Below are 21,649 nucleotides of genomic sequence, written 5' to 3'. Positions count from 1 at the left end.
TGCCCGGCAAAACTCGACGGTCTCGTTAATGAAAAACGGGTTATTCGGCAAGCCCGAGTTTCTGCATGACACGTTTGCGCGCAGCACCGCTTTCCTGATCCGAGACATAAATCAGCCCCGTAACACGGCGCATCAGGCTGGCCTCGTGATCGTGCAGGACGCCATCCGCATAACCGACTTCCCAGAGCATTTCCATCAATTCGACGCGTTTGTCATGATCGAACTCGTCCCGAATCACCCGCGTGTAGCTGTAGAAATCGACGCTTTGCTCCATTTCCGCATGGGCGTCTTCGATCAGACGGCGGACTTGCGATTCAGAGAGCGCGAACCGCCGGCTCAGCAGAGCCTCAATCGTCCGGCGCTCGTCGGCGCCGAATTCGCCGTCGAGGGACGCCGCCTTCACCAGAAGGGTGGCGACCGCCTCGGCGACACCGTCGAATTTGGCGGCATCGCCCGCGCCATCGGCGCCGAACTTGTCAAAAAAGAGCTTCAGGGAACCAAGCATGGATATTCCAGGGGAAGAGTGGGATGCCCCCTATCTAAGCCCTCTGGCGGCTTTGACAAGCTTTCGCTTGTGTCCCCTCTGCCCGCGCTACTCGTCGGGCGAACGGAGCTGATCGGTCTTCCGGCGCTCCCGTTTCGTCGGACGGCCGCTTCCGGGCTCCCGCCGCGCGGCCTTCGACACCTCCGGCGGCGCGTCTTCCTTCGGTCCGGAGGGTTGGATCGGCGCCAGATCCTCGTAGAGCAATTGCGCTTCCGGCGCCGGGCCGCGGCGTTCGGCGAGGAAGAGCACCTTCACCACTCGGATATGTGGGCCCTGGGGAAAGGTCAGCACGTCGCCCCCGCGCACCAGCTGGTGCGCCTTGGTGACGGTCTTGCCGGAGAGCCGAAGCCGCCCGGCGCCGAGCAACTTGTTGGCGAGCCCCCGGCTCTTGAAGAACCGGGCGCACCAGAGCCACTTGTCGAGACGCTGGGTCCCGGCTTCCGTCATTTCGCCAGTTTGAGCTGCTGCAGCACCGCGAAGGGCGAATCCTCGGGCCGCATCGCCGGACCGTTCGAGCTGATGACCTTCGGGCCTTTCGGCCCCCTCGGACCGCCGTCCTTGCGCTTCGGCCCGCGCGGACCGTCCTTGGGCCCACCGTTCGGACGCCCCTTGCGCTCGCCCTTCTCGCCGTCGCCGGCCTGCTGCCGCGGCTTGCCGTTCTGCCGATTGCGCTCCGGCCTCTTCTCGCCTTCCGGCCGCTTTTCACCTTCGGGGCGGCGCTTCGGCTCGCGGCGGCGGGCGATGAAGCGGGGCTCGCCCTCGACATCCTCGCCGCGGCGGTAGCCAAGATCGGTCAGGATCTCCGCCATCGCCTCGTGACCGACCCCGGCCAGCGAAAGCATGTCGGCCGAGATCGCGAAGGCCCCCTCGCGGGCGGCCTGACGGACCATCTGGGCGACCCGCTCCAGCATGTCGGCACGCACCGCATGGCCGCCGACGCGCTTGTAGCCGATGGCGAGATAGAACTCGTCGCTCGCATCCTCCGACCGGGTCACCATGACGCGGCCGGCCGGCGGCGGTCCGCCTTCCGGGAACTGGCCGGAATGGACGCTCCAGAGCATGGCGCGGAATTCGACAGCCTTGGGCTTCAGCAGCACCGGCAGGAACACGGTCTCGGTGCCGAAGCGGATGCCGAGGCGGGCGAGCGACTTGCGTTGCTCGTCGTCGAGATCGCGGCGCAGCGAGGACACCTTGTCGGCGGAAACCCCGCCGACGCCTTCCAGAACCTGGTAGGCGATCCCCCGGGCGGCGCCTTCGAGCTCCGCGGCCTTGATCGCCGTCAGTCCCCCCAGCCGCTCCTCGAATTCACCGGACAGCCAGGCACGCAGGCGGGCTTCGATCCGCTTGCGCATCTCTCCGTCTAGCAGTTCCTCGTTCGCAACGCGGATCTGCGGCGAGAGGATGTCGGCGCCGGCCTCGAGCTGGGCGATTTCCGCACCGAGCCAGATCACCGAGCCTTTCGGCCCGATCGAGAAGGCCGCATTGTCCGCCGCCTCGATCTGACCGGTCCGCCGGGCGAGTTCCTCCGGCAGGACTTTGCGCGCCGCCGTCAGAACCGGCTTCGCATTGGCGCTATCAACTACATCAGGCACGAATCTCAATCCTTCCATGTGACCGACAGCATGGCCCTCCACGACCACCGTACTGTCGGATTTCACGGCCGCAGACAAGGTCCCGCCGTCCTTCAACTTGCGCATGAACAATGCCGCGCGCTTGTCGACGAACCGCTGGGTGAGCTTGTCATGCAGAGCATCCGAAAGGCGGTCTTCGACCGCCCGCGTCTGGGCCTGCCAGTGCGCGGGGTCGGACACCCAATCTCCCCGGTGCGTAATATACGTCCAAGTGCGGATATGTGCGATACGGTTTACCAGCGTGTCGATATCGCCGTCCGTACGGTCGTGGCGCTTCACCTGGTTCGCCACCCAGTCGGTCGCCAGCCGCTCCGGCCCGTCGGTCAGATCGAAGAAGATCTTCGAGAGCAGCTGGGCGTGCGACTCGCTCATGGTCTTGCGGAAATCCGGGATCTGGCAGATGTCCCAGAGCAGCCTCACCCGGTCCGGCGAGGTCGCCCGGTCCTGCACCGCCTCGATCCGCGCCATCGCCTCCAGCGCCTGCTGGTCCTCCGCGTCCCGCTTGCGGATCACGTGCGGTTCCTGGCTGTGGGTCTCGAGCGAGCGCCGCAGCAGCCCGAGGCTGCCGAAGGAGAGCCGGCTGTTGCGCCAGTAGACATGGCGCAGCGGATCGAAGCTGTGATTCTCCAGCGCCTCCACCATCTCCTCGTCCAGCGGCGGGCAGTCCGCCGTCACCCCGAAGGTGCCGTCATTCATGTGCCGCCCGGCGCGGCCGGCGATCTGCGCCATCTCCGGCGGCGTCAGGCGGCGCGGCGCGCGGCCGTCGAACTTCATGTCCTCGGCGAAGGCGACATGGTCGACATCCATGTTCAGCCCCATGCCGATGGCGTCGGTCGCGATCAGGTAGTCGACCTCGCCCTCCTGGTACATCGCCACCTGCGCATTGCGGGCACGCGGCGAGAGCGCGCCGAGCACCACGGCGGCGCCGCCGCGCTGGCGCCGGACGATCTCCGCCAGGACATAGACGTCGGCCGCGGAGAAGGCGACGATGGCGGAACGCCGCGGCAGCCGGGTCAGCTTGCGCGGACCGGTATAGGTCAGGCGCGAGAGCCGCGCCCGTCCGACGATCTCCGCCTTCGGCACCAGCTTTTTGATCAGCGGGCGGATGATGTCGGAGCCGAGGAACATGGTCTCCTGCCGGCCGCGCGCGTGCAGCAGCCGGTCGGTGAAGACATGGCCGCGCTCGCGGTCGCCGCAGAGCTGGATCTCGTCCACCGCGAGGAAATCGACGAACCGGTCCGTCGGCATGGATTCCACCGTGCAGACGAAATAGCGCGCCCTCGGCGGCAGGATCTTCTCCTCGCCGGTGATCAGCGCCACCGCCTGCTTGCCCTTCAGCGCGACGATCCGGTCGTAGTTCTCGCGCGCGAGCAGGCGCAGCGGGAAGCCGATCATGCCGGTCGCATGGCCGAGCATCCGCTCGATGGCGAAATAGGTCTTGCCGGTGTTGGTCGGGCCCAGCATCGCGGTGATGCGGCCTTCTTGCGTCGAACTGCTCATGGGAAGGTTTCGGACTGGCCCTCGATCAAAATGGGGGCGGCGCGGGACTTGCGATTAATTCCAACTTCCCACATATGAGGCCTCATCAATCACATTGATCCCAATTTAAGCAAGAGGTGATCGCGAAAATGACTGCGGAAAAGCGGACGTTCCAGGCCGAGGTCAGCAAGCTCCTCAAGATCGTCGCCAATTCGCTCTACAGCGAGCGCGAAGTCTTCCTGCGCGAACTGATCTCCAACGCTTCCGATGCTTGCGACAAGCTGCGCTATCTCGCGCTGACCAAGCCGGATCTGACCACGGGCGACGGCGAATTCAAGATCAAGATCGCCGCCGACAAGGAGGCGAAGACCCTCACCCTCTCCGACAACGGCATCGGCATGAGCGCCGAGGAACTGGCCGACAATCTCGGCACCATCGCGCGCTCCGGCACCGAGGCCTTCGTCTCCAACCTCTCGGGCGACGAGAAGAAGGACGCCAGCCTGATCGGGCAGTTCGGCGTCGGCTTCTATTCCGCCTTCATGATCGCCGACAAGGTCGAGGTGCTGACCCGCCGCGCCGGCGAGGAGAAGGCCCATCTCTGGACCTCCGACGGGCTCGGCGAATACACCATCGCGGATGCCGAGAAGGCCAATCGCGGCACCATCATCACGATGCATCTGAAGGACGACGCCCTCGAGTTCCTCGAGGAGCCGCGCCTGCAGCACATCGTGAAGCGCTATTCCGACCATATCCCGGTGCCGATCCTCTTCATCTCGGGCGAGGAAGAGAAGCCGCTGAACGAGGCCTCCGCGCTCTGGACCCGTTCGAAGAGCGAGATCAGCGACGAGCAGTACAAGGAGTTCTACCACCACGCGGCGCACGCGTTCGACGATCCCTGGCTGACCCTGCACTGGAAGGCCGAGGGCGTGATCGAATACAACGCGCTGCTCTACGTGCCGACCGAGCGGCCGTTCGACCTCTTCCATCCGGACCGCAAGAACCGGGTGAAGCTCTATGTGAAGCGGGTCTTCATCACCGACGATTGCGAGGGACTGGTCCCGGAATACCTGCGCTTCCTGCGCGGCGTGATCGATTGCGAGGATCTGCCGCTCAATGTCAGCCGCGAGCTCCTGCAGCGCAATCCGGTGCTGCAGAAGATCTCCTCCGCCGTCACCAAGCGCGTGCTCTCCGAGCTTCAGAAGAAGGCGGAGAAGGAGCCGGAGGAATACGCGAAGTTCTGGGACGCCTTCGGCCCGGTGATGAAGGAAGGGCTCTATTCCGATAGCGGCGAGCACAAGGAGGCCCTGCTCTCCCTCGTCCGCTTCAGGACCACCGAGAGCGACACGCTCGTCAGCCTCAAGGACTATGCCGAGCGGATGAAGGAGGGCCAGGAGGCCATCTACTACATCATCGGCGAGAGCCCCGAGGCGCTCTTGAACTCGCCGCATCTCGAAGGCTTCAAGGCCAAGGGCGTCGAGGTCCTGCTGCTCTCCGATCCGATCGACGATTTCTGGATCCAGGCGATGTTCGGCGGCTATGAGGGCAAGCCGTTCAAGTCTATAACCAGAGGGGCAGCCGACCTCGAGAAAGTGGCTGGCACCAATGTCGACGACAAGTCCGAGGACGAGCCTGAGGCGGCTGCCGCCAGCGCCGAGATCGCGCCGTTGATCGCCTCCCTGAAGCTCGCGCTCGGCGACACGGTCAAGGACGTCCGGGAGTCCAAGCGCCTGACCGACAGCCCGGTCTGCCTGATCGCGGACGAGGGCGACATGGACATCAATCTCGAGCGCCTCTTGCGCCAGCACAAGCAGCTTGAGAAGGCCACCCCGCGGGTGCTGGAGATCAACGCCAAGCACGCGGTGATCAAGACCCTGGCAAAGCGCGTGAAGGCGGGCAAGACCGGCCAGGAACTGGAAGACGCGGCCTACCTCCTGCTCGACCAGGCCCGCATCATGGAAGGCGAGGCCGTTCCGGACCCGAAGGCGTTCGCCCGGCGGCTGGCGATGGCGATGGAGCGCGGGATGGCGGTTTGAGCCCATAGCTAAAAAGACGAGGATCAACGAACAACGACCGGTCAGTGACCGGTCGTTTTTTACTATGCGCTATATGGCGGATTGCTTGACACAACATTTTTGTTGTGTATCATATCTGGTATCATGAGCGAAAAATGCATACTAAATGAAGTAGATCTACGGGAAGCTAAGGCTCGAATTACCGAGTTGAATCGCTCGCTATCCTCTGAAGCCGCGCTCAAACAAACGCTTGAGGGTTTACCGCCTGAGGTAACTCGACAAGTTGCAGCCGCAATACGAATTGAACGCGATGAATTGAGGGAGTCGATCAACGCTTATTTGACGGCAAAAGAGAACGGAAACTACGAAGGCCTTGCGGCACGTGCAGGCAATGACATCGGACTAACGTTGATAGTTGCTAGAGTTGCGAAGGGGTTGTCGCAAAAAGAACTAGCTTGGCGGTTGGGATTGAAGGCGCAACAGATTCAACGCTACGAGTCGGAGCGATATGCCAGTGCAAGCATTAAGAGATGCCAAACAGTAGCTAGCGTTCTAGGAGTTAACCTCAAGGCTGAAATTAATGCAGTGCTTGGTCGCGACCTCGTAGTCGACGATGTGTCTAAACCATCGATAAAAAAAATTCTAAGTCATGGGAAAAAACACGGTTGGTTTGCTCAGAAAGACGACGTTTCCGTTTGGCGTGAATTTATCGCAGGTAACCGCATAGAGTTTGGGAGCCCTACGCTGCTCCGAACTGGTCTAAATGTTGTCGATATGAGTGACGACATTCTAATGCACGCATGGCGCGCCAGAGTTGTGAACCGAGGTCGCGACGTAGCGAGTAGAAGAAAGCAGAAATACGATCCAGCTAAAATAGATTGGTTAAAGCAGCTTCCATCTCTTAGTCAGCACGAAGATGGCCCGTTGCGTGCAGAGAAACTCCTTGAGGAAAATGGGATTTCGCTGATCGTCGAGCCTCAGATACCTGGACTAAAGATCGACGGAGCTGCCTTTTTGGATGACGGAAATCCAATAATTGGGATGACACTAAGACGAGATTCTATTGATAATTTTTGGTTTACGCTATTGCACGAAGTGGGGCACGTCGTCCTTCATTATCGCTCAGGTCTATCAGTCGGTTTCTTTGACCAATCTGAAGCCGAGTCGATCGACAACATAGAGAAGGAAGCAGACCTATTTGCCTCGAACATACTGATATCGGAGGAAAAATGGAAAAGATCTCCGATTCGCATATCTCAAAATGAGAAAGCTATTGCTCGATTTGCAAATGAAATCGGGATACATCCGGCCATTGTATTTGGACGAATAAGAAAAGAGCGAAATAAGTATAATATTTTCGCGAAGCACATCGGGAGTGGGAAAGTACGCAAACTGTTCAATATGGACAAAGGAGAAACGTGACCATGCTTCCGTATAGCCCGTGCTTAAGATTCAAATTGGGTGAGTGCAATGCCCTGATGAGCTTATCTCAGGTTGTCCGCTCGAAAATTCAACCTCGCTTTGTAATTCCATCCCTGACCGAACATGACCCTGAGCTAGACAGAGCGCCAACTAGCGATGAAATTGCATATATAACAGGCGAACGAGTTGGGCGTTTCTGGCCCAAGGGATCTGCCTTCCTCGATGCTAGATTTTTGGAATCTGATCTTGGTGCCATTGGCATAAAGCGTTTGTTCAGTCTGGCGCAAAAACGAAACAAGCAGATAACCCCAGTTATTGATGCGGAAAAAATTGCGTCTCCTGTATGGAAAGGCATAAGGAGTGATGGCAGCGTTAAATCTTCAATTCGGCTTCAGTTCGACGAAATAGACGAGAACGCGTTAAACCGAGCGATGCTTGAAGCTGAACTTCTTCATTCAGAATGCGTTGTTTTCCTGGATTTTACTGGCGCGCCACTCGAACCTGAACTAGCTACGGAAGCCGTCCAAGGCGCCCTCGACTTGACCAACAGCATCGGCCCTTGGCATCGCATCGTGCTTCAAGGCTCAAATTTCCCCGAGAGAAACCCGGGCGTACCAAATCAAGAGGTCTTTGTTCCGCGACACGAATGGGCGGTGTTTAGCGAAGCTTTTAAAGACTGTGATGTCCCAATTAGTCGAATTGGATACGGCGATTTTGGAGCTGATTGCGCAACCTTGAAGTTTCCGCGAAAAAAAGGCGGTGGGCGGGCGATCCGGCACCTGAGGTACACGACTGCAAGAAACACTGTCGTGGTTTGTGGCGATATCTCGGGCTCTGACAATGAGCTTATGGGCAAGGTCTGCCGGACTATCGTGAATAGCGACTACTTCGATGGACCGACCTTCTCAAAAGCGGACAGCCAAATCGATTGCTTAGCAAGAAGATTGATAGGGCCGGGAAATCCTTCGGTGTGGCGCGAATGGAACATGAACCATCACATTACGAAGGTGGTGAAAGACTTAGGAGAAATTGTGGGCTCGACAGTAATAGATAGCGATTTTGTGGCCGAACCACATCAAGTCGAAATGTTTGATGCCTAACAAATAAAGGCGAAACGGCGTAGGGACCTAATCACTCAATCGGGTCCCTATATCCCCAAAGCTCACCATTGCACCCGCGCGCAAAGCCGCTATCGTGCCGCCGCACACAATTCACCGCACACAGGACCTCGCCCCATGGCGCCGCTACCCGCTTCCTCGCAGCTTCTAGACAATTGCCTCACCGACGCGGAATTTCCCGAACTGCCGGGCTTCGTCCGGGGCAAGGTGCGGGATGCCTACAAGCTGCCGGACGGGCGGCGCCTGCTGATCGCGACCGACCGGCAGTCCGCCTTCGACCAGGTGCTGGCCGCCGTGCCCTATAAGGGCCAGGTGCTGACCCAGACGGCGCGCTACTGGTTCGACCATACGAGCGACATCTGCCCGAACCAGGTGATCTCCTACCCGGACCCGAATGTCGTGCTGGTGAAGGATCTCGACATGGTGCCGATCGAGATCGTGGTCCGCGCCTATCTCACCGGCTCCACCAGCACCAGCGCCTGGACGATGTACAATCGCGGCGAGCGGGTGATCTACGGCCATCCCTTCCCGGACGGCATGCGGAAGAACCAGAAGCTCGCGAAGACCATCATCACGCCGACGACGAAGCCGGTGGATGGCGGGCATGACGCGCCGATCACGGAGGCGGAGATCCTTGCCTCGGACCTCGTGACCAACGACCAGTGGCGCGAATTGGCGGAGAAGAGCCTCGCGCTCTTCGCCCGCGGGCAGGAACTGGCGGCGAAGCGCGGGCTGATCCTCGTCGACACCAAGTACGAGTTCGGCATCGACAGGGACGGCACGATCACCATCGCCGACGAGATCCACACGCCGGATTCCAGCCGCTACTGGATCGCCGAAAGCTACCAGCAGCGGTTCGACGCCGGCGAGGAGCCGGAGAGCCTCGACAAGGAGTTCCTGCGGCTCTGGATCGCCACCAGGTGCGATCCCTACAAGGACCCGATCCCGGAAATCCCGGCCGAGACCCTGCTCGCCTTCAGCGACAAGTATGTCTCGCTCTACGAGAAGGTGACCGGTCTCACCTTCGAGAAGCCGGATCCTGCGGTTCCGGTACGAGAGCGGATCCGCACCGCGCTGGCCGCGGCGCTGCCGGAATATTTCTGACCGGGACCGCGGCGCAATCTCGCGCGCTCCGCCGCTTCTTTCCCCTAGTGTCTTATTCGGAGTCTTTTCGCGTGAAGGTCGCGTATGATCCGGATCTTCCTGAGCGCTCGTAAAGGCCGCCGAGAGCACCGTCTCCGCGAAATTTGAACGATGCCTGAGCCCCATTCTGAAACCGGTCCAGCGTCATGGTATCGCCTTCGATGGTGGCCTGTTCACGCGTCCACCCCCTGGTAATGTTCCACGGGATGTGGTCGGCCCACGCGTAAACGACCTGACCTGTTCCGTCGGCATCCAGTTGCTCGACAATCACGACGCTATCCAACTGGCCGCCCCACTTACCCGCCCACGCGCCATACCATCGCGCTATTTCCGGATTCATAGCCTCCGCGGGCACCCCGACGATGAGATCGCCAGGAAGTGGCACATTGGCAGGCAGTCCGCTCAACTTCGTTGAGGACGCACCTGCTTGGTACTGGCCTGATTTTCCGCCCTCTGGGGTAGTCTGACAGGCTCCGACCATAGTGAGCGCGACCAATGACACTGCAATGACTTTAATACTCATGGTTCCCTCCAATATTTTCGCCGCCGGCAGACAAACCGACGGGCACAGCACGAATAAAACAGCAGGATTTTTGATTAAATTTTTATCACGCAGCTGATATTCCCTCAATCGACGTCATTTTCTTATTTTTCTAAGCCCGTGATTTTCTTGCGCGATCTTGAACCGTCAACGCGCGAACCGTTCCGGTCATCCCAGGCCTGACCCGGGACATTTGGAACGAGTGCCCCTTCTATAAGGTCCCGGCTCTGCGGCCGGGTTGACGTAACTTATCGCCGCCCGATTGCGGACTAGCTGTACAGGCCGCTGCGGTGGCGCTCCAGAAGCCGGGCGAGTTCGTTTTCCAGCAGTTCGAGCTCTTTCTCCAGAACGCGCTTTTCCCCGTTCAGGCGTTCCGACTGGACGCCGAGGGTCAGGAGCTCGTTGCGGACCGCCTCGCCGTCCGCGGCCGAGGCGATCTTGCGGCTGCGCGCCAGATCGAGGGCCTTGTCCACCTCCTCGACTTCGCGCCGCTTCTTGCGGATCTGGTATTCCAGATCGTCGATCTTGTCCTTCACCTCATGGACCGCGAGGCCGGCATTGTAGGCGGCGAGGAATGCCGCCTCGTCCCGTGCCCGGCAGACGCCGTCGTAATCGTCGTCCCGCAATCCCGCCTGGTACCCGTTGGAGGGGGCGCAATAGTGATCCAGACCGCGCTCCCGGCCCGCAAGATAGGCATCCAGGTTCGGACTGATCCCGTACTCGGCGCAGGATTTGCGGTGATCTGCGATCCTCTTGCTGCCCTTGCCTTTCGAACCATCGGCGAACCCGATGGCATTCCAGTCGCCAAGGCGGCATTCCTCTTTGGAAAGAGAGCTGCAGCCAGCGAGGATGAGGCCACAGAACATAAGGACAATGGTTTTCGCTGAACGCATGCTGAAAAATCCATAAGTTGAAATCGCACTGCCGACGCGCCTTCCGATCGCGCCCTGACCGACTGCCGCTCCGGGGACAGGCCGCAGCAACCGTTTCGAGAGAAGCCAAGCATATCGGCGCGGAAAATGACACGCCTAAGTCCCTAGTTTCAGTGACACATATTGCGCCCGGAGGCTCCCGCCCCCTCACCCTTCCGGCATCGGCCGGCGGCTCAAGGACACGAATTAGGAGAATAGACGGCATAGCCGCCTCTCTCCGAAGCTCCGCATCTCAAAAGCACTCGGTGAACCTTTCGCCGGAACCATCCGCGCCGTCGCGCGTTGTCATGGCAGGAGGTGCGATATGGCAGACAAGGATCTGTACATCCAGAAAGCCCGCGCGCGGATCGCGCAGTGGGATGCCGAAATCGAACAGATGAAGGCCAGGGCCGAGGAGGCCGAGGCCGACGCGAAGATTAATTACCGGCGCCAGGTCGACGCAATGCGCCGAGAGCGCGACAAGGCCGAAACCCGGCTGAAGGAACTGCGCGATGCGAGCGACCGGGCCTGGGAGGACGTGAGGTCCGGCTTCGAGAAGGCCTGGGACGACATCGCCTCAGCCTTCGACAGCGCCCGGACCCGGTACCAGTAACCCGTAATCAGTCCCCGTTAACAACCGAGGAGACCGAAGATGAATATCCGCAACACCCTTTGCATGACCGCCCTCGCCGCCGCGCTGACCGCCGGCGCGGCCCCGGCCATGGCGTCGGAGACGGCTCCCTTCGTCACCGCCAAGGAGGTCCGCACGGAGATCTCCGAGTCGATGGATGCGATCGCCAAATATACCGCGCAGGAGCGCAAGCAGGCGGTCGCCGAGGCCGAGGAAGCGATGAATAAGCTCGACGCCGAGATTGACCGCTACGGCAAGGCCATGCGCGAGAACTGGTCGGAGATGAGCGAGGACGCGCGCGCTTCGGCCGAGAAAGGCCTCGCAAAGCTGCAGGCGGCGCGAGCGGAACTCGGTGACCGCTACGAGGCGCTGAAGGACAGCACCGCCGATGCCTGGGATGAGTTGAAGGCCGATTTCGCGGCTGCCTGGGACTCCTTCTCGGAGACTTGGGATTCCGCCGACAAAAACATCACGCAGTAAATATTTCGGGAATGCGCCGCTCACTGTTCTGAGCGGCGCATTTTCCTGTCTTCGACATACAAGATCGAGACGAAAATATTTGCGCCTCGTCAAATTCACGCTTTTTTAGTAGATATATTTAGACCGTATCCGGTTGCCGAACCCTCTCCGATCTCTCCGGAAGATGGTTCGCGGCATCGGTTCGATGAAAAGGTATTGCCGCGGGAAGACCTTTATTGAGTTCCTGTTTCCAGATCGCCGCCGAGATGAAATCCGCCCTGCTCGAGGACCGCATCGCCGATCTGAGCATGGTTTTTCTTCGCAACGGTGCCTATCCGCCGGATCTCGCCTGGGACCCTGCACCTGGGCATTTCGAGGACGGACGGCTGGGGCAACTCTGCGACTACTGGCAGACCAAGGCCAACGGCGCTCCTGCCGCGTTCTGGAAAGCGATCGACCCGACCGAATTGCGCTTCATCCTCGGCTACGTGATGCTGCTCGACGTGCTCGACGGCGGCGCGGACTTTCGCTACCGGCTCTATGGCAGCCTGATCGCGGAACGCTTCGGGCGCGACGTCACCGGCAAGACAGTCCGCGATTTCGGCGACGCCGAGTATATCGTCAATTTCTTCCTCGCGACCTATCAAGCCGTGACCGAAGCACGCCGGCCGCTGCTCTCCACCCACTATCCCCGGCCCGAATCGCAGACCGCGAGCTGGAGCCGTCTGATCCTGCCGCTTGTCGACGAGACAGGAGCGATCTCGCGGCTTCTCGTCGGCCAGATCCCCGGCGAATGGCGCCCGCGCGCGCCCGGCACCAATCCGCCGGCGTTCTAGTTCGGATCCGCGGGCGCCGCCCCTCTTTACGAGTGATTTGGCCGGATGATGTACCGGACGCTTGGGTCGCCGTTCCAGGCGTCCGCGACCCGATCGATCGGCATGCCGGTGAAGGGCGGATTGAAGCCGGCAGCGGGCGATGCCGACAACAGCTCGCCCGCCCCCTCCAGAAGCTCCGCCACGGATACGCTGCCGATCCCGCTACCGATCAGTTCCAGCCCCGAGCTGCGCAGCCAGTCGCCGCGCAGCGGGATCTCCGCACCGGCTGCCGTTCCGAGCTGGACATAGCGCAATCGCGGTTCGCCTGCGGCCGAGCCGCGATTGCCCGCGGCGGCCGCCAGAACGCGGCTCGCGGGATCGCCCCAGACAAAATCGAGCACGATGTCGACACCGCGGTCGAAGACCGTGCGCAGGGCCTCGCCCGCATCCCCGTCGAGGGCAATCGTCTCGTCCGCATCGAGCCCGGCCAGCTTGCCGGAGGTACGCACAAGTCCGATGGTCCGTGCGGCACCCAGATGCCGTGCGACCTGCAAAGCCATGCGCCCGGCAGCGCCGTTCGCTCCCGTCACGAGAACGGTCTCGCCCGGACGCAATTTCGCGCGCCGCGTCAGCGCGATCCAGGACGCCAGCCCGGCGGTAGCGATGGCCGCCGCGCGATCGTCCGGGATCTCCTCGGGCACCGGCACCGTCATCCGGCTCGGGACGACCGTCCTTTCAGCCATCGAGCCGAAAGGCGCCTTCGGAAAGAGAAAATACACTCGCCGGCCGTCCGGATCCGTGCCGACCCCGTCGACCCCCGGCACAAAGCCCGCCGTCTGGCCGCCCGCATAATGTTTTCCTGCGGCCAGCGCTTTCACGATCGGGCTGAGCGGCGCGGCCCCGACCGTCACCATGATCTCGCCCTCGCCGGGTTCCGGGCTGCGAAAGTCGCCGCATTCCGGCGTCTCGCCGAACGACTTCACGATTACTGCTTTCATCTTCCTGCTCCGCATGTTGACCGGGTCCCGGTCCGGGACCGTCGCGGCACAAGACATAGCCATCGAACCTCGGATGATCTATGTGTAGAAATCCGTAATTTATTCGCAATAGTCCGGAATCGGATCATGGACCCTCTTTCGGAAGTGCTTTCGCTCCTGAAGCCGCGCAGCTACATCACCGCCGGTTTCGATGCCGGTGGAACCTGGGCCCTGGCGCTCGACGATCTCGCCGGGCGCATCAAGTGCTATGCGGTCGTAAAGGGAAGTTGCTGGCTGTCGCTGAAGGACAACGGCGTACCGATCCGATTGACCGCGGGCGACTGCTTTGTGCTGCCGAGCGGCCGCACGGTGGTTATCGGCAGCGGTCCGGATGTGCCTGCAATGCGGGCCAGCGACATCCTCGACCCGAACCGGAGCGGCGAGGTCGTCACCTGCAACGAGGGTGGCGACACCTATCTGGTCGGCAGCCGGTTCGAGGTGAACAGCCGTCATGCCGAAGTGCTGCTGCGCACCCTTCCGCCGCTCATCCGGGTCGAGACGTCGCACGATCAGGCGAAGCTCCGCTGGTCCATCGAACTGATGATGGAGGAGCTGCGCGATGCCCGGCCGGGATCCTCGCTGGTCGCCCAGCATCTGTCACACATGATGCTCGTGCAGGCGCTCCGCCTTTACCTGAAAGAAGGGGCAGAGAACGATATCGGCTGGTTCGCCGCCCTTGCCGATCCACAATTGAGCGCGGCGCTGGCCGCGATGCATGCGGAACCGGCCCATCCCTGGACCCTGCCGGGCCTTGCCCGGCACGCCGGCATGTCACGCTCCAGCTTCGCGGAGCGGTTCCGTGCAAGGGTCGGCGAAACCCCGATCGCCTATCTGACGCGTTGGCGCATGATGCTCGCCGGCGAACGGCTTTCCAACAGCCGTGACAGGATCGCGGATATTGCCACATCTCTCGGCTATATGTCGGAGCACGCCTTTAACACCGCCTTCAAGCGGACAATGGGCTGCTCCCCGCGGCGCTACGCCCGGGAGGCGGCAGGCATCGCGCCGCTTTGACCGCGAAGCTGTCAGCCTTCCGGCAAGCTCTCAGTGGCCACTCTTCGATCCAGTTGGCCATTGAGCTTGCCGAAGATCCGCTCCAGCGCCTCGTGGTCGGCATCGTCCAGCACACCCATTAGGTCGCGCTCGAAGCCGGTCGCGAGCGGGACGATCTGGCGGTAGACGGCCCAGCCCGCGTCGCTCAGCGATATCTCCAGCAGTCTCGCGTCTGCCGCATTGCTCGATTTCAGCAGCAGTCCCGCAGCCTCCAGCCGGCTGACCGCACGGCTGACCTTCACCTTGTCGAGATTGACCCTGGCATGAATGTCGCGGACAGAGATCCGCTCCGAGCGGGCGAGATGGGCGATCACCCGCCATTCCGGGATCGAGATCCCGAAGCGCTCGGCATAGAGCGTCGAGAGCGCCTTGCTGACACGGGCCGCGATCACCGCCAGCCGGTAGGGCAGAAAACGATCGAGATCGAGCATGTCGGTTTCGGCGTCAGTCTCTCGGGGCATCGGCAATTGACATTCGTTTCATTTGTAACGATCATGCCCATCCTACGGGACATGACGCCCGGAACCAATCAAAAATCCGGGCCTGAAACAGCGCCCTCCGGGAGGACGAAATGAACAAGGTTTCCGAATCCGCCGGGATGAGCAGCAACCCGCTGACCGGCACCTCGAACGGCTACATGCCGGGCTTCGGCAACGATTTCGAGACCGAGGCCCTGCCCGGCGCCCTGCCGCAGGGTCAGAACAGCCCGCAGAAATGCGCCTACGGGCTCTATGCCGAGCAGCTTTCCGGCAGCCCCTTCACCGCGCCGCGCGGCGAGAACGAACGCAGCTGGCTTTACCGCATCCGCCCCTCGGTGAAGCACACCGCGCGCTTCGCCCGCGTGTCCGTCGACGGCTGGAAGACCGCGCCGCACCAGCCGGACCACGGCCTGCCGCTCGGCCAGTACCGCTGGAACCCGGTGCCGGTGCCCGGCGCACCGACCGACTTCGTGCATGGCATCCGGACGATGACCACGGCCGGTGACGTCAATACCCAGGCCGGCATGGCGGTGCATGTCTATGCCTGCAACGCGGACATGAATGACGATTACATGATGAACGCGGATGCGGAGCTGATGGTCGTGCCGCAGCTCGGCCGCATCGAAATCTTCACCGAGCTCGGCCGCATGACCCTCGCGCCGCGCGAGATCGCCATCGTGCCGCGCGGCATGATCTTCAAGGTGACGCTGCTGGACAAGGAAGCGCGCGGCTATATCTGCGAGAATTACGGCGCCAAGTTCACCCTGCCCGGCCGCGGCCCGATCGGTGCCAACTGCCTCGCCAATCCGCGCGACTTCAAGACGCCGGTCGCGGCCTACGAGGAGAAGGAGACGCCCTGCCGCCTGATCGTGAAATGGTGCGGCAGCTTCAACGTCACCGAGATCCCGCACTCGCCGCTCGACGTGGTCGCCTGGCACGGCAATTACGCGCCCTTCAAGTACGACCTGACCACCTTCTCGCCGGTCGGCGCGATCCTCTTCGACCATCCGGACCCGTCGATCTTCACCGTGCTGACCGCGCCGTCCGAGACGCCGGGCACCGCGAACATCGATTTCGTGATCTTTCCGGAGCGCTGGATGGTCGCCGAGCACAGCTTCCGGCCGCCCTGGTACCACCGCAACATCATGTCGGAATTCATGGGCAACATTTACGGCGCCTACGACGCCAAGCCCGAGGGCTTCGTTCCGGGCGGGATGAGCCTGCACAATTGCATGCTGCCGCACGGGCCGGACACCCAGGCCTTCGAGGGCGCCTCGAATGCGGAACTGAAGCCGCACAAGCTGGCCGACACCATGGCCTTCATGTTCGAGACCCGCTTTCCGCAGCACCTGACGGAATATGCCGCCAAGGAGGCCCCGATCCAGGACGATTACATCGGCTGCTGGACCGGCCTCGAGAAGAAGTTCGACGGAACACCGGGCATCAAGTAGCGACTGGCATCAAGTGATCATGCGAAGCTGGCTTCCGTCCGCCAACGCGGCCGACACCGACTTTCCGGTCCAGAACCTGCCGTACGGCGTCTTCTCCCACGGTTCCGACGCGCCGCGCTGCGGCGTGGCGATCGGCGACCGGGTGCTCGACCTCGCGGCGCTCGAAGCCGACGGACTGCTGCCGACGGGCGCTGATCCGGTCTTCGCGGCGTCCGAACTGAACCCCTTCATGGAACGCGGTCCGGGGGTCTGGGCCGAGGTCCGCGCGCGCCTGACCGATCTCCTCCGCGAGGGCGGCGACGGCGCGGTCCGGCAGAAGGAGGGGCGCTACCTGCGTCCGCTCTCGGCCGTGACCCTTTACCTCCCCTTCCGGGTCAGCGAGTACACCGATTTCTATGCCGGCAAGCAGCATGCCTTCAATGTCGGCACCATGTTCCGGGGCCCGGAGAACGCGCTGCCGCCGAACTGGCTGCATATCCCGATCGGCTATAACGGCCGCGCCTCCTCCGTTGTCGTCAGCGGTACGGACTTCCACCGTCCCGAGGGCCAGCTGAAGCGGTCGGATCAGGGTGAGCCGGAGTTCGGCCCGAGCAGGCGGCTCGATATCGAGCTTGAGATGGGCGCCGTCGTCGGCACCGGCAGCCGCTTCGGACAGCCGGTCAGCGTGGCGGAAGCCGACGAGATGATCTTCGGCTACGTGCTGCTGAACGACTGGTCGGCGCGCGACATCCAGGCCTGGGAGTACCAGCCGCTCGGCCCCTTCCAGGGCAAGGCCTTCTGCACCACGATCTCGCCCTGGGTGGTGACGAAAGCGGCTCTCGAACCGTTCCGCACCCCGACGCCGGAGCGCGAGCGCAAGCTCCTGCCCTATCTCGAGGAACCGGGGCCGCTGCTTTACAAGATCGAGCTTGAGGTTGCGCTGACGCCGGCGGGCTCCGACGAGGAAACGGTGATCAGCCGGACGAACTACGACACGATGTACTATTCCGCCGCCCAGCAACTGGCGCATCACAGCAGCAGCGGCTGCCCGATGCGGACCGGCGACCTGCTCGGCTCCGGCACGATCTCGGGCGAGACGCCGGACAGCTATGGCTCGCTGCTGGAAATGAGCTGGGGCGGCAAGACGCCGATCGATCTGCCGGGAGGTGTCACGCGCAGCTTCCTCGAGGATGGCGATCGCGTCACTCTCAGGGGACATGCCGAAGGCAAGGGCTACAGGATCGGTTTCGGAGACTGCACGGGCAAGGTATTGCCCGCGCGCACCTAAGAACAAGAAGAGAGCAAACGGGAGGACGGCCAGATGGCCAAGCAATTCGCGTCCATGGGCGACATGGCGGAAAAGAAGATCACCTTCAGCGAGATCGGCCGGGACATCTGGGCCTTCACCGCGGAGGGCGATCCGAATACCGGCGTCATCATCGGCGACGACAGCGTGATGATCGTCGACGCGCAGGCGACGCCGCGCCTCGCGCACAAGGTGGTGGAGAAGATCCGCTCCGTCACCGACAAGCCGATCAAGTATGTCGTGCTCTCGCACTATCACGCCGTCCGCGTGCTCGGCGCCTCGGCCTACGGCGCGGAGCAGATCCTCGCCTCCGAGAAATGCCGCGCTATGGTCGCCGAGCGCGGCCAGGAGGACTGGGACAGCGAGTTCGGCCGTTTCCCGCGCCTCTTCCAGGGCCATGAATCGATCCCCGGCCTGACCTGGCCGACCATGACCTTCAAAGAGAAGATGACGGTCTATCTCGGCAACCGCCGGGTCGACCTGATGCATCTCGGCCGCGCGCATACCGCCGGCGACATCGTCGCCTGGGTGCCGGACGCGCGGGTGATGCTGACCGGCGACATCGTCGAGTACAAGGCCGCCTGCTATTGCGGCGACGGCCATTTCAGCGACTGGGGCCAGACCCTCGACAATATCAAGAGCTACGACCCGCTCGCCATCGCACCGGGCCGAGGCGCCGCGCTGGTCGGTGTCGAGCAGGTCGATGCCGCGCTCGACTTCACCCGCGACTTCCTCCTGAACACCTACCGCCCGGCAGCCGCCGTCGCGGCGCGCGGCGGCTCGCTGAAGGAGGCCTGGGACGCGGTGCGCGCCGCCTGCGATCCGAAATTCAGCGACGTGCCGATCTACGAGCATTGCCTGCCCTTCAACGTGACCCGCGCCTATGACGAGGCGCTCGGCATGGACACGCCCCGGATCTGGACCGCCGAGCGCGACCGGCAGATGTGGGAACAGCTCCAGGGCTAGGAGGGCCGTGCCATGAGCCGGATCTTCGAGCAGCCGCTCTATCCCTACGAACGCGCGCCGGACCAGGATGCGAAAAGCCCGGTCCGGCACCCGGTCGTCGTGGTCGGCGCCGGGCCGGTCGGCCTCGCGCTCGCCGTCGACCTCGCGCTGAAGGACGTGCCGGTTCTCGTCCTCGACGACAACGACAAGGTCAGCCACGGCTCACGCGCGATCTGCTTCTCCAAGAGGACGCTGGAGATCCTCGACCGGCTCGGCTGCGGCCAGCCGCTGGTCGAGAAGGGCGTCACCTGGAACAAGGGCAAGGTGTTCTTCGACGAGCGGCAGGTCTACGAGTTCAACCTGTTGCCGGAGGCCGGCCACCGCCGTCCCGCCTTCATCAATCTCCAGCAGTACCATTTCGAGGTCGGATTGCTTGCGCGCCTGCGCGAGCTGGAGGATGCGGGCAAGCCGGTCGAGATCCGCGGCCGCAACCGGGTCACCCATGTCGAGAAGGACGCGAGTGGCGTCCGCCTGACGGTCGAGACGCCCGAAGGTCCCTACGATCTCGAGGCCGACTGGCTAATCGCCTGCGACGGCGCCAAATCCCCGGTCCGCTCCATGCTCGGGCTCGATTTCCACGGCCGCGTCTTCGAGGACAATTTCCTCATCGCCGACGTGATCATGGAAGCAGAGTTTCCGACCGAGCGCTGGTTCTGGTTCGACCCGCCCTTCAATCGCGGCCAGTCGGCTCTGCTCCACAAACAGCCGGACGGCGTCTGGCGCATCGACCTGCAGCTCGGCTGGGACATCGACCGCGAGAAGGAGATGCGCGAGGAGAACGTGATCCCGCGCCTGAAGGCCATGCTCGGCGAGGAGGCGAAATTCAGCCTCGAATGGGTCTCGATCTATACTTTCCAGTGCCGCCGCATGGAGCGCTTCGCCCATGGCCGCGTGCTCTTCGCCGGCGACAGCGCGCACCAGGTCTCGCCCTTCGGCGCGCGCGGCGCCAACAGCGGCATCCAGGACACGGACAATCTCGCCTGGAAGCTGAAGCTGGTGCTCGACGGCAAAGCGCCGGAGAGCCTGATCGAGAGCTACAATCGCGAACGGGTGCAGGCGGCAGACGAGAACATCCTGAACTCCACCCGCTCGACGGACTTCATCACCCCAAAATCCGAGATGTCCCGGATCTTCCGCGATGCCGTGCTCGATCTCGCCGAGAGCCACGCCTTCGCCCGGCCGCTGGTGAACTCCGGCCGGCTCAGCGTTCCCGCCATACATCACGCCTCGACCCTCAATACGGCCGATGCCCTGCCCGGCGGTCCCGCCCGCACGCGGCCGGGCGCGCCCGCGGCGGATGCGCCGGCAGGCAATGGCTGGCTGCTGGAGAAGGTCGGCGGCGGCTTCACATTGCTCGGCGTCGATGCGGTCGTTCCGGAGACCAGTGACATCAAGGGCGTGCCGCTGCGCGGGATCGCGCTCTCCGCGGACGACGATGCGTCCGGCGCTCTCAGGGAGCGCTATCTCGGCACGGCGACGCAGGCGGTCTATCTCCTCCGTCCGGACCAGCATGTCGCCGGGCGCTGGCCTTCCTACGATCCCCGCGCCGTCGCGGCGGCGGTCGGCACGGCGACCGGAGGCCGAGCATGAGCGAGTTGAAAACCGCACCCAATCTGCAGGACCCCGACGGATTCTATGCCGAACTGCTGGCCGCCCATGAAGGGCTGACCAAGGCCGAGAGCGACGCCCTCAACGCCCGCCTTATCCTGCTGCTGGCGAACCAGATCGGCGAGCGGGATAAACTGAGCGAGGCCCTCGCAGCGGCCCGCGACCTCGACCGGCGGCAGGCCGCGTCGTGAACGGCTCCGGGAGCGACAGCCTCCCCTGGCTGGTCATGGTGCACGGCATGTCGCAGGACCGGCGCATCTTCGACCGGCAGGCGGAAGCCTTTTCGAACACCCACCGGATCCTCGCGCTCGACCTGCTCGGCCATGGCGCCGCATCGGACGCGTCCGGCCCCTTCGGACATGTCGAGTTCTCGAACCATATCCTCGGGCAAATGCGCGCGCACGGCGTCGCGCATGCCCGGTTCTGGGGCACGCACACGGGTGCCGCCGTCGGCCTCTACCTTGCGGCGACGGAACCGCCCGGACTGATCGACGCGCTCGTGCTGGAAGCTCCGGTCATTCCGGGCCGCAATCCCGACGTGGCGAACGAGACGATCGCCCGGGTGCGGCGCATCGCGGCGGAGGCCGGCATGGAGGAGGCGCGCCGCGTCTGGTGGGAGGAGAGCTGCTGGTTCGAGACCATGCATGCCGATCCGGAACGCCGTCGCGCCGTAGAACAGCGTCGGATCGTCGAGGAGTTCAAGGGCCGCCCCTGGACGGACACGACAACTCCGATCGCGCTCGGGGATTTCGGCCCCGCGCTCGCCCGGATCGCAATTCCGGTTCTGATCTATAACGGCAGCCTCGACCACGAGGATTTCCTGAGCATGAGTGCCGAGATCGCCGGACTGGTCCCGGCCTGCGAGACCGCACGGATCGAGGGCGCGGGCGGATTTCCCGCCTGGGAAGATTCCGAAACGGTCAACCAGACAGTAACCGCGTTCCTGAAAAGCCTCTGACTGGGGAGCCTGCGTACGGCCGCGCGCCTTGCACGGCACATTACTAGTTCGGCCGGACCTTCAGCAG

General features: G+C 62.9%; 21 protein-coding genes. 14 read left to right on the top strand and 7 right to left on the bottom strand.

Going from position 1 to position 21,649, the window contains the following annotated elements; all coding sequences use genetic code 11:
• Positions 1–40: 40 nt before the first annotated feature.
• The 3 genes from IG122_RS18245 to IG122_RS18235 form a co-directional block, all read right to left on the bottom strand.
• A complete protein-coding gene (locus IG122_RS18245; RefSeq protein ID WP_193187075.1) occupies positions 41–505 on the bottom strand; it encodes a tellurite resistance TerB family protein in 465 nt (154 codons plus the stop codon).
• A gap of 87 nt (positions 506–592) precedes the next feature.
• Positions 593–991 carry an RNA-binding S4 domain-containing protein gene (locus IG122_RS18240; protein ID WP_193187071.1) on the bottom strand — a complete coding sequence of 133 codons (399 nt, stop codon included), beginning with the start codon at positions 989–991 and terminating at the stop codon, positions 593–595.
• The gene (locus tag IG122_RS18235) at positions 988–3,675 is read right to left on the bottom strand and encodes a helicase-related protein (RefSeq protein ID WP_193187068.1); all 2,688 of its coding nucleotides are present in this window, start codon (positions 3,673–3,675) and stop codon (positions 988–990) included. The genes IG122_RS18240 and IG122_RS18235 overlap by 4 nt, the downstream gene beginning before the upstream one ends.
• Positions 3,676–3,803: 128 nt before the next feature.
• On the opposite strand from IG122_RS18235, the gene htpG reads away from it, so the two are divergent.
• From htpG to IG122_RS18215, 4 genes are all read left to right on the top strand, one after another.
• Entirely contained in the window at positions 3,804–5,687 is a 1,884-nt protein-coding gene (gene htpG / locus IG122_RS18230; RefSeq protein WP_193187066.1) for a molecular chaperone HtpG, read from the top strand.
• A 123-nt stretch (positions 5,688–5,810) separates the two neighbouring features.
• The gene (locus IG122_RS18225) at positions 5,811–7,088 is read left to right on the top strand and encodes an XRE family transcriptional regulator (RefSeq protein ID WP_193187063.1); all 1,278 of its coding nucleotides are present in this window, start codon (positions 5,811–5,813) and stop codon (positions 7,086–7,088) included.
• A gap of 2 nt (positions 7,089–7,090) precedes the next feature.
• Positions 7,091–8,188 carry a beta family protein gene (locus tag IG122_RS18220; protein WP_193187060.1) on the top strand — a complete coding sequence of 366 codons (1,098 nt, stop codon included), beginning with the start codon at positions 7,091–7,093 and terminating at the stop codon, positions 8,186–8,188.
• A 135-nt stretch (positions 8,189–8,323) separates the two neighbouring features.
• A complete protein-coding gene (locus IG122_RS18215) occupies positions 8,324–9,310 on the top strand; it encodes a phosphoribosylaminoimidazolesuccinocarboxamide synthase (RefSeq protein ID WP_193187057.1) in 987 nt (328 codons plus the stop codon).
• A 52-nt stretch (positions 9,311–9,362) separates the two neighbouring features.
• Here IG122_RS18215 and IG122_RS18210 read toward each other — a convergent pair whose 3' ends face one another.
• On the bottom strand, positions 9,363–9,980 hold the full coding sequence (locus tag IG122_RS18210) for a hypothetical protein (protein ID WP_193187054.1): 618 nt from the start codon (positions 9,978–9,980) through the stop codon (positions 9,363–9,365).
• Positions 9,981–10,159: 179 nt separating this feature from the next.
• On the bottom strand, positions 10,160–10,783 hold the full coding sequence (locus tag IG122_RS18205) for a DUF2799 domain-containing protein (protein WP_193187051.1): 624 nt from the start codon (positions 10,781–10,783) through the stop codon (positions 10,160–10,162).
• 343 nt (positions 10,784–11,126) lie between these two features.
• On the opposite strand from IG122_RS18205, the gene IG122_RS18200 reads away from it, so the two are divergent.
• The 3 genes from IG122_RS18200 (at position 11,127) to IG122_RS18190 (ending at position 12,727) form a co-directional block, all read left to right on the top strand.
• Entirely contained in the window at positions 11,127–11,414 is a 288-nt protein-coding gene (locus tag IG122_RS18200) for a sll1863 family stress response protein (RefSeq protein WP_193187048.1), read from the top strand.
• Between the two features lie 39 nt (positions 11,415–11,453).
• On the top strand, positions 11,454–11,912 hold the full coding sequence (locus IG122_RS18195; RefSeq protein ID WP_193187045.1) for a sll1863 family stress response protein: 459 nt from the start codon (positions 11,454–11,456) through the stop codon (positions 11,910–11,912).
• 215 nt (positions 11,913–12,127) lie between these two features.
• Positions 12,128–12,727 carry a PAS domain-containing protein gene (locus IG122_RS18190; RefSeq protein WP_193187042.1) on the top strand — a complete coding sequence of 200 codons (600 nt, stop codon included), beginning with the start codon at positions 12,128–12,130 and terminating at the stop codon, positions 12,725–12,727.
• A gap of 26 nt (positions 12,728–12,753) precedes the next feature.
• On the opposite strand, the gene IG122_RS18185 is transcribed toward IG122_RS18190, so the two are convergent.
• Positions 12,754–13,704 carry a quinone oxidoreductase family protein gene (locus tag IG122_RS18185; protein ID WP_193187038.1) on the bottom strand — a complete coding sequence of 317 codons (951 nt, stop codon included), beginning with the start codon at positions 13,702–13,704 and terminating at the stop codon, positions 12,754–12,756.
• Positions 13,705–13,830: 126 nt separating this feature from the next.
• On the opposite strand from IG122_RS18185, the gene IG122_RS18180 reads away from it, so the two are divergent.
• Complete coding sequence (locus IG122_RS18180) at positions 13,831–14,757, top strand: AraC family transcriptional regulator (protein ID WP_193187035.1); 927 nt, start codon at positions 13,831–13,833, stop codon at positions 14,755–14,757.
• 11 nt (positions 14,758–14,768) lie between these two features.
• Here the strand turns inward: IG122_RS18180 and IG122_RS18175 are convergent, their stop codons facing one another.
• Positions 14,769–15,257, bottom strand: a complete 489-nt coding sequence (locus IG122_RS18175; protein ID WP_226893729.1) for a MarR family winged helix-turn-helix transcriptional regulator — start codon at positions 15,255–15,257, stop codon at positions 14,769–14,771.
• A gap of 110 nt (positions 15,258–15,367) precedes the next feature.
• Here IG122_RS18175 and hmgA point away from each other — a divergent pair, with 110 nt between their 5' ends.
• Genes hmgA through IG122_RS18145 form a run of 6 tightly spaced genes read left to right on the top strand, consistent with a single transcriptional unit; the run spans position 15,368 to position 21,582 of the window.
• A complete protein-coding gene (gene hmgA, locus IG122_RS18170; protein ID WP_193187032.1) occupies positions 15,368–16,726 on the top strand; it encodes a homogentisate 1,2-dioxygenase in 1,359 nt (452 codons plus the stop codon).
• Between the two features lie 19 nt (positions 16,727–16,745).
• Positions 16,746–17,993 carry a fumarylacetoacetase gene (gene fahA, locus IG122_RS18165; RefSeq protein WP_193187029.1) on the top strand — a complete coding sequence of 416 codons (1,248 nt, stop codon included), beginning with the start codon at positions 16,746–16,748 and terminating at the stop codon, positions 17,991–17,993.
• 33 nt (positions 17,994–18,026) lie between these two features.
• Positions 18,027–18,977 carry an MBL fold metallo-hydrolase gene (locus IG122_RS18160; protein WP_193187026.1) on the top strand — a complete coding sequence of 317 codons (951 nt, stop codon included), beginning with the start codon at positions 18,027–18,029 and terminating at the stop codon, positions 18,975–18,977.
• A gap of 12 nt (positions 18,978–18,989) precedes the next feature.
• Entirely contained in the window at positions 18,990–20,606 is a 1,617-nt protein-coding gene (locus IG122_RS18155) for an FAD-dependent oxidoreductase (RefSeq protein ID WP_193187023.1), read from the top strand.
• Complete coding sequence (locus tag IG122_RS18150) at positions 20,603–20,815, top strand: DUF2783 domain-containing protein (protein WP_193187020.1); 213 nt, start codon at positions 20,603–20,605, stop codon at positions 20,813–20,815. The genes IG122_RS18155 and IG122_RS18150 overlap by 4 nt, the downstream gene beginning before the upstream one ends.
• Entirely contained in the window at positions 20,812–21,582 is a 771-nt protein-coding gene (locus IG122_RS18145; protein WP_193187018.1) for an alpha/beta fold hydrolase, read from the top strand. The genes IG122_RS18150 and IG122_RS18145 overlap by 4 nt, the downstream gene beginning before the upstream one ends.
• The last annotated feature ends 67 nt before the right edge of the window (positions 21,583–21,649 follow it).

Origin of the sequence: Nisaea sediminum (assembly GCF_014904705.1) — a bacterium.
Taxonomy (GTDB): Bacteria; Pseudomonadota; Alphaproteobacteria; order Thalassobaculales; family Thalassobaculaceae; genus Nisaea; species Nisaea sediminum.
This window is presented reverse-complemented; position numbering and strand designations above follow the sequence as displayed.